9 protein-coding genes and 1 pseudogene are annotated in these 9,138 nt (G+C 26.6%); all 10 read right to left on the bottom strand.

Going from position 1 to position 9,138, the window contains the following annotated elements; all coding sequences use genetic code 11:
- Window positions 1-26: 26 nt before the first annotated feature.
- Complete coding sequence (locus L8V79_RS03865; RefSeq protein ID WP_263702550.1) at window positions 27-1,121, bottom strand: hypothetical protein; 1,095 nt, start codon at window positions 1,119-1,121, stop codon at window positions 27-29.
- Complete coding sequence (locus tag L8V79_RS03870) at window positions 1,118-1,696, bottom strand: HAD family hydrolase (RefSeq protein ID WP_263702551.1); 579 nt, start codon at window positions 1,694-1,696, stop codon at window positions 1,118-1,120. Before L8V79_RS03870 ends, L8V79_RS03865 begins: the two co-directional genes overlap by 4 nt.
- Entirely contained in the window at window positions 1,693-2,181 is a 489-nt protein-coding gene (locus L8V79_RS03875) for a YhcH/YjgK/YiaL family protein (protein WP_263702553.1), read from the bottom strand. The genes L8V79_RS03870 and L8V79_RS03875 overlap by 4 nt, the downstream gene beginning before the upstream one ends.
- Window positions 2,181-2,855, bottom strand: coding sequence for a cyclase family protein (locus tag L8V79_RS03880; protein WP_263702554.1), 675 nt, complete (start codon window positions 2,853-2,855; stop codon window positions 2,181-2,183). The genes L8V79_RS03875 and L8V79_RS03880 overlap by 1 nt, the downstream gene beginning before the upstream one ends.
- Entirely contained in the window at window positions 2,852-3,727 is an 876-nt protein-coding gene (locus L8V79_RS03885; protein WP_263702555.1) for an NAD-dependent epimerase/dehydratase family protein, read from the bottom strand. The genes L8V79_RS03880 and L8V79_RS03885 overlap by 4 nt, the downstream gene beginning before the upstream one ends.
- On the bottom strand, window positions 3,720-4,673 hold the full coding sequence (locus L8V79_RS03890) for a phosphoglycerate dehydrogenase (RefSeq protein ID WP_263702556.1): 954 nt from the start codon (window positions 4,671-4,673) through the stop codon (window positions 3,720-3,722). Before L8V79_RS03890 ends, L8V79_RS03885 begins: the two co-directional genes overlap by 8 nt.
- A complete protein-coding gene (locus L8V79_RS03895) occupies window positions 4,670-5,416 on the bottom strand; it encodes an HpcH/HpaI aldolase family protein (protein WP_263702557.1) in 747 nt (248 codons plus the stop codon). Before L8V79_RS03895 ends, L8V79_RS03890 begins: the two co-directional genes overlap by 4 nt.
- Window positions 5,417-5,430: 14 nt before the next feature.
- The gene (locus tag L8V79_RS03900; protein WP_263702559.1) at window positions 5,431-6,108 is read right to left on the bottom strand and encodes a cytidylyltransferase domain-containing protein; all 678 of its coding nucleotides are present in this window, start codon (window positions 6,106-6,108) and stop codon (window positions 5,431-5,433) included.
- 13 nt (window positions 6,109-6,121) lie between these two features.
- Entirely contained in the window at window positions 6,122-8,119 is a 1,998-nt protein-coding gene (locus L8V79_RS03905; protein ID WP_263702562.1) for a 6-hydroxymethylpterin diphosphokinase MptE-like protein, read from the bottom strand.
- A gap of 2 nt (window positions 8,120-8,121) precedes the next feature.
- Window positions 8,122-9,138, bottom strand: a pseudogene (locus L8V79_RS03910) (hypothetical protein); the annotation flags it as partial.

The raw sequence follows: 9,138 nt of genomic DNA on the forward strand, positions 1-9,138 counted from the left end.
ATGCTGATGTTGCTCAAATTAATAACTTAACTTTGCTTCTTCAACTTCCTAATTTCAAATAGCAGTTTGATATACCCCCCCCCATACCAAGTTTTATTAGCTTGTATAAGAGCTTGACCAAGTTTATAAGTTAAACATTCTTTTTCTTTTAAGGCTTCTTTATAATCAGGATAGCTTTCTAATGGAGGTAATGCTAATGATGGATCTTTTTTTATTTTTTCTTGATAGTTTTTTTGTTCTTGTTTGTGTTTATCTTTTATATAAGATAATACAAAAGGCATTCTTATATAACCTAATATAGATTTTGAATTTATTATCATAGCTTGACCTAGTTTATAAGAGAGTTGGTTTTGAATTCTTGCTTTGGCTGTGCCATATTTAGTTCGGAGGGATATTTTAGATTGGTCTTGGTTGAGTTGGGTTATTTTAAAATTTACAATATGATCTTTTTCTCGACTACATTCATAACCAACAAGTCTTTTAATATCACATTCTATACCGATACGATACTTCAAATAAATCTTTATTTTATCTTTATCTTCAGCGTTTGGTACACAAAAATTACTTGCTTTTGTAAACCACAAAATATCATTTGCTGGGGTCCATCTTGGATCATATAACGGAAAGTTCTCTAAAATTCTAGAAGCACACATAATAAATTTCTCTGGCAATCCAATATTTTTCAGCGGACTTTGCGAATATAAATCTAAATAATAAGACAATCTAAATTCTTTAAAAAAAATAATATCCGGTCTAGTAAAAAGTACATAATCATAGTTAATATTATTTTGCTTTTCATATTCTTCTCGAAGCTCATTTACACGCCTGACAGTTATATGCAAGCCATATTCCTTCTCTAATGTCTCAATGCTTATTTTTTTTGGATGGTATATTTGATAGAGTTTATCAATATCTATTTTTGTTAATTTTCTTTCATCAAAATCATGCCGACCTCTATGCCAACTCCCAACCGAAGAACTTAGAGTATCCCATGTATGAATAAAAATATCAATTTTCCACCCATCTTTAATATTGGGGTTTACAATATTATCGTAAAAACTTTTACATGTCATCTCGTATGTTCTTAAATGACCAAACAAATGTATTGCCAACTTTTTCATGATAATACTCCATAAAAATAAATTTTATTTTTTAATGCAGCTTCAAAATCATTAACACTATCCCCAATCAAGATTGTTTCTTTATTTTTATAATTATTATTTATAAGTATATTTTTTACTAAAATATCTTTTTTTATTGGAGAACCATGAATACTTAAAAAAAATTGCGATAGTTTTAATTTATCACAAATCTCAAATAAATCTTGCTCATCTGCGCCTGAAGCTATATGCATATTGTAGCACTTTTGATTTTTTTTAATAAAATCAAAAGTTTCTTTTATAATATACTTAGAATTACATAATTTCTCTTTTGTAAGTTTGGAATATTTTTTTGCATATTTTAAAATTTCACTATCTGTAATTTCTCTATGAATAATATTTTCAAAAAAATACTGAATTTTATGATATCTAGAGATGCCGCCATTTTGCAAGTGAAATTTTAACAATTCTTGCACTTTATCTTTAGGAAATTCTTGAAAAAGTTCAGCAAAAGCTTGTGTTTTTAATTCCACAGAATCAAGTATAACCCCATCAAAATCAAAAATAATATTTTTTATATCTTCTATATTTATCATATCTTACACTTTACCACAGTTTTTATTATATAAGAATCATCTTCTATACTTAAACCTGGCATATGTACATCTTCGGGATAAAAAATAGCAATATCATTTTCATTTAAAATCAAACTAGAAGTTAAAAATTTAGGTTTTTTGTATATGATTAAATCCTTGGTTTTATCATACTTTTTTTCAATTTCAAACAATTCTTTATCACCAAAGTCAATCTTTTCTTTACCGCTTACAATAAGCTGAATATCTATATAATCTTTATGAGATTCAAAAAAAGCTTGATTTTTATTTTTAGCAAAATAAGTTTGTTCTAGAGCAAAAATATCTTTAGCAAGTTCAATTTTTTCAAATGCTCCTATATTATACGCATGTAATCTCTGGAATTCTTTACTATTTGGATTAGTACAACTAGACAAATAACTAAAAATTAAATTTAGATCTTTTATATTATATCTACCAATATCTCTTAGTTTACAAAAAATAGCCATTACAATACCTCTGCTATAACTGTACAAGGCAATCCATCAGAATTTTCAATTCTTAATGGTGCGACTATAAGTTTTTTTACATTATCCTCTTTGTATATTTCATTTAAATTCATATCTTCTAAAAGTAAAATTGGTTTTTTTGGATCTAGAAATTTTCTATGCGCAATTCTACCCAATTCTCTATTTGTAAAACTAGAAACAGAAATACTATCAAAACCAAACAATCTAACATTAGGAAAAAATTCTCTAATATAATCAGCTATATCAGGATGAAAACCAAAATTTTCTTTCCAATACACTTCGTCATTTCTTTTGGAACCAATTCCTGTTTTTACAATAATAGTCTCAATGCCCATTTTATCTTCTGCTTTTGATAATTCTTGAATTAAATTTTGATTAATTATAGTATCACTTGAATTAATTTCGACGAATAAAACATGATTAAAAATGAAATCACTACAACAAAAGTCATTTATACTTTGTCCATCAGAAAAAAAGTGCAATGGCATATCAATGTGTGTTCCATTATGAACACTTGTTGTTATTATGGTATGGTTTGCAATATCATTATGCTCTATAGAACTTTTTTTTGTTAAATTCACCTTATCACTATTACCATAAGTTGGAGTTGCTTCATTTAGACAATAAGATAAATATATATAGTTAGTCTTCATAAATATTTCTTTTCAATATTTTTCATACATTCCAAGATACCTTGTCCCATATCAATATGGGGATTTGCTACTAATTTTTTACTTCTAGTTGGATGAAAAGAATATGGAGTAGTTTTATAGTGATTATGATAACCCGAAGATTTTAACAAAATCTCTATTTTACCTCCAAGCATTTCATTTATCATTTCAAACAATTCTTTTCTTTGTATTCTTTCTGTACCAGTTAAAATCAAATGCTCATTTTCAAATTCACTATTCTCTATAATTTGCAAAGCCAATTTTGCAACATCATAAGCATGGATATATTCTCTAATTTCTTCACCATCACCACTATGAGAAATCTTTCCATTAAGCATTGCTTCCTTAACTAGATTATAAATATAATTATTATAATATTCTTTTTCTCCATATACTGAGCCATAACGAATAATGGTAAATTTTAACCCGAATTTTTTATAATATTCTTCGATAATTTTTTCAGAAGTTAATTTACTAATACCATAAAAAGACCCTTTATCGCTCATAGCATAAGCACTACTTGCATAAATATATCTTTTTATTTTATGTATTTTGCATCCTTCTAAAATATGCATATTTCCTATAACATTTAATTCTAAAGTTTTCAAAGGATTTGCTATGGCATCATCTAAATTAGCAAAACCTGCAAAATTGAATACTATATCCACATCCTGACATAAAAACTCAACTTCTTTTTTTTGCATAATATCACATTTTATAAAATACCGCATTGGAATATTATCGCATGGATTTAAATCAGCATATAATACATTGTAATTATTAGTCAACAACTCCTCTACAACATAGCTACCTATAAAACCTCCTCCTCCAAAAACTAATACCTTTTTATTCATTTTCAAAAACCTCATTTTTTAAAGAAATGTTGTTTTTATATCTTATAGCTTCTTCTACAGCTTGCGTCTCCATATCTGTTCTACTTTCTATAGTACTAGCACCCATATGACAAGTTAAAACAACATTATCAAGCTCTCTTAATTTACCTTTATATGGTTCTTCTTCAAAAACATCCACAGCTGCACCAGCAATTATTTTATCTCTTAGAGCTATAAATAAATCTTGTTCATTTACTATACCACCTCTTGCAGTGTTGATTAAAATAGCCGATTTCTTCATTTTTTCCAAATCATCAAGTGTTAGATAATCTATAGTGTCTTTTTTTAATGGTAAATTTAAAGATACAACATCAGACTCTCTTAATAGTTTTTCTTTGTCTACTAATTTTATATTATACATCTTCAAAAAAGCAAAATCTGGATTTGGCTCACACACCTTAAAAGAAACGTTGAAAGAAGATAAAAGTTTAATCAAGCTTTTTCCTATTCTCCCCATACCAATAATACCAATCGTTTTGCCATAAAGTAACATACCCATATGTCTATTCCAAATACCCTGTTTTAAATTTACATCTGTAAAACTAATTTTTCTTGATAGATCAAGTATCAAACCTACACATAATTCAGCCACAGCCATAGTAGGAGCATCTGGCGTATAAACAACCTTTATGTTATATTTGTGGCATAATTCAAAATCTATACCATCCAAACCTATACCAACTCTTGATATAAGTTTTAAATTCGGAGCATTTTGTAAAACTTCTTCTGTAATTTTTTCAGTTCCCGCTATCAAGATTTCAGCATCTTTAATGTCTTCGGCTAATTCTTGTGAAGATATTTTCCTTCCATGGTTGTTTAATCTCACACTAAACCCATTTTCACTTAACAACTTCAATGGATTTTCAGACGTTTCTCCAAATGGATGTGTTGAAACAAACACTTTCATTTTATATCCTTTTTGATAATTTCCATTCCCTTTGTTGCATTATCACTCAAAAATAAAAAATCTATACTGTAAGCTAAAAAAGTACAACCTTCGTTGATTTTTTCCTGAAGTTTTTTTGGATCAGTTTCTATTACATGAAAACCCGAGGGAATATTGTATCTTTTACAGCATTTCAAAACTTTAGCAATAGCCTCCTTCACTTCTACCCTATGATACTCCCCTGGAAAACCTAAACTACCGGATAAGTCATATGGTCCTATAATAACTCCATCAATTCCATCCGTATTTACTATATCTTCTATATTTTCAACAGCTTCATAATGCTCTATCTGAGCAATAATAATAAGATTTTTATCAACCCATTGTTTATATTCTTCAAATTTTAATCCATAGTTTTGAGCTCTAAATAAACCCACTCCTCTTTTACCCACTGGAGGATACTTTGCAAATTCAACTGCTTTGATGGCATCTGCTTTATTTTTAATCATAGGAACTATAATACCATCAGCACCCATATCTAAAACTTTCTTAATAATTACCTCTTCGTTTTTACATACTCTAACCAATGCTTTAATCTTTTTAGATTGAATGGTAGTTATCAAATTTTGTACGGTTTCATAATTCATCGATGTATGTTCAAAATCTATTACAAGCCATTCAAAGCCTGCATTTGACATAATTTCAACTACACAAGGATGCCCTATACTTATCCAGCTACCTATAGTTAATTTATTATTTTGCAATTTTTCTTTTAAATTCATATTATATTCCTGTTTTTATATAACAATTCTGCTAAGATAAAATCTTCAGGGTTATCTATATCCACGGCCTCAAGTTTATTCATAGAAAATATCTGTGGTTTCAATCCAATTCTTTTTTTACCAGCCAAATTAAAAGATTCTTTAGAAAAAATGTAAAAGTTAGAATTTTCTTCGTACATGGGTTCTAAATCCTGGGTTCTTAAAAGCTCATTTGGATCATGATTTATAGCCTTTGCATTCTTATCATAAAATCTAGTCTGTACTTTTGTAACACTAAATAGACTATCATACAAATCCAAACCACCAAAAAACTTTTTAACAGCTAAATCAATAGTAGATGTTTTTAACAAAGGATTTGTACTGTGTGTTTGTAAAAAATACTCTCCATTACATTGGGTTAAGTCATAAGCGATGATGTCATTCATAGATACAAAATCACCTTGAATTTCTTTAGGTCTTTTAATAATAACAACTCTATCACAATCAAAATTTTTATCAACATCAGATGCTATAATATCACTATCTGTGTTTATGAATATTTTATCTATATAAGAAGACTCTAACAAAACTTTCATTATAGCATGATACAATGGAAATCCATTAAAATCTTTCATATTCTTATTTTTTACTCTTTCTGAATTCCCTTTCATTGGCAATAGTGCATTTACCTTCATTTCTTCTTAATTCCTATTTTCTTTTTTTATGCTCTATGATAATTTTTATTAATTTACATAATAAAAATGGATTTTTATAATTAGAAACTATACACTTCCCTAGCTTATAAGAAAAATACTGTTGCACCTTTAGGGCTTCAGAATAGTCACTATATTTCTTTAAATTTTTACAATTTTTATTTTTTTCTTTTTTATGATTTTTAATAATACTAAATAATCTAAAAGGAATATTTACCACATCACTTATCTTCTTAGTATCGTGAACAATAGTTTTCCCAACTTTATAACTTAAATGATTTTTTACTTGATCAACAGCACCAATATTTGATACATTTGGCTTTTCAAATATAGAATAATAGTCTATTCTATCGAAAATTTCCAACTTTCCACCGATAGTAGCATTGTAAATTTTTCTCCCTGAACTTTCATAAATTAGCTTTGCCATTTTATAATTTTTTGCAACTTCATGAAGCTTAGGATCGTGCCAACTTTTACCTTTTCCAAAATAATCCTTATGAAAATGATTTGGATCATCCGTATTAGATATCAAAGTACTACCAATTCGCTTGTGTGATTCTGGTATAACATAGTAAAAATCCATACCAATTAAATACACTTCTTCAAAACCCATAAAATAAGCCAATTGCAATGCAATGTAAGTTACACTTTGTCCGCAAAATAATTCTTCAGTTGCATCCAAAGAAAACCTTGGAATACGGAAATATCTAGAAGTTCCTTGATAAAAACCTAAATTCATTTTGAAAAAAATTTGATTTGGAGAAGGCTTTAGTAATTCTTTGTAATTTATGGGAAAAAACTTATATTGAACTTCATAATCTTCTATTTCTTTTAACCTTTCTTTCATTACCAAATTATCTTCTACAATATAAAAATTTGGCCTAAATTCATCTTTTTTATAGAAAATAGAGTTAAATCCGAAAGTAATCTCATCTTTCAATAATGATAAATCATGTTTATTTAAAGAAGGGCCATTACCAACTATAAAACATCTTTTTTTTCTCCTAAATATATTTCTAAAATTATTTATTTTATAAATATCGTTAAAAGTAATTTGAAATAGTGCTTCTCCATATTCTAAATTTTTATAATGGAATTCATTGATTTTTGATTGAGTTTGGCAAAATCCTTGCCATAGATTTCTTTTTTCAAAACGATACAGATCAGCATCTCCAAAGAAATGTTTTTTTAATAAATTATATTTTTCAATTTGTTTTATATCAAATTTATCATTGCTTGAACAAATATTATTGAAAATTTTTCTACACTCAAAATAGCTATCTCCATATTTTTCTTTCAAGAATGTAAATCCGAAATTATTTAACTGTTTATCATTATTGGGACTCCATAAACAAGTGTATGTCTCATTAGAAATTCTAATCTCATTTTCTTTACAAATTCTTTTAAGCATTAAATTTAATATTTTATTTTCAATTTCAAAAGGCATATGCTGATTAAAACCATTAATCTCCAAAAAGAATTTCTTATTAAATATGCACAAACCATCCATAATAAATTTTATAGGATGAGGATTTTCTAATGGTATATTTTTAAGATCCAATCGTTTTTTAAAGTTATCCGAATCAGCTTTATTTAAATAGTGTATATATCCACATGGAGAAATAACTTTATATTTTTTTTGATCACATAAATAAACTTCTTCTATAAAATTATCTTCTACAATAAAATCAAAATCATAAAAAACAATAGTTTTTGCATTTGAAAAATGTCTTGCTGCTACATTTTTTCCCCAATTAAGATTAAATTCATAAGGATTATAAAGAAAATAATATTTTACATTGCTATTCTCTTTACAGTATTTCTGGAACTCATCTTTTAAAAATGGGATAACATCTTGTTCTAAAATGATAATTTCAAATAACTTGCCATATTTTTTAAGCAAACTATTTAATATAAACAAACAATTATCTATTTTGACTTTATTCTCAGCTTTTACATTAAAAACTATAGAAGCTAAATACTCTCTTTGCATTACTATCCTTCATGTGTTTTATAAATTTTATAAATATCATATGGCAATTTAAAAATACCACCTTTATACCATATTTTACAATTTTTAATCAATACTTGTCCTAATTTATAGGAAAAATAATTCTTAACCTTTAATTCAGCTAAGTATTCTAGATATAAATACATATCAGAATTTTCATTTCCAAATTCTCTCTTTTTTTTTGGTGATATTTTTATCTGTTTTTTGATTTTATAATTTACCATTATCTCAAACACGCTATAAGGCAGTAAAATAATATTAATTAAACCACGACTATTAAGTATTTTATTACCCAATTGATATGAAAAAAATCTTTTTTTTTCTTCAACTTCTTTTAAAAAAAACTCTTTGTGACTAGGATTCATAAAAGCAATCAAATCGTTTATTTTCGAATGAATTAAAAAATCAATATTACAAGGATCTTTATATATATTTTTTTTAAACATAATTGAAAATAGAAAATAGTTATTTATCATTCTTTTTAAAAAAAATTTTTCAATTTTTTGTATTTTCTCTTCATACATAAAATTCAAAAGCTGCAAAGCCATTGCGCACCAACTATAAGCTATAATATATTTTTTTGCTTGTATATTGTCATTGGAAAATTTTTTATAAATGCCGATCATATGTGAATTAAAATTTTCTTTTTTTATTTTTTTATCGTGATTCATAATACTATTAGCTCGTATTCTATAATTGTACATTTTAGCAGGAAAAATAAAAATATTTTTTAACTGCAAAAACAGCAAAACACCAAATGATTGATCTTCATATACAACGCCATCTAAAAATTTAAGTTTGATTGATTTCAAGTACTTAAAATCAATCATGCCCATAACAGAAAACCAAAATTTCATAATATTTAATTCTAAAGATTTTTCTAACCATTTTTCTCTACTCACAACGCCTTCTTTTTGAAATCCATATAATTCAATAAGAAATTTAGGTATTATTTTTGGTTCTTCCACTCCGTCATAAAAACGTTTTCTGTTAAACCAAAG

The sequence above is a fragment of the Campylobacter sp. IFREMER_LSEM_CL2194 genome (assembly GCF_025771685.1).
In the GTDB taxonomy this organism is placed as follows: Bacteria; Campylobacterota; Campylobacteria; order Campylobacterales; family Campylobacteraceae; genus Campylobacter_D.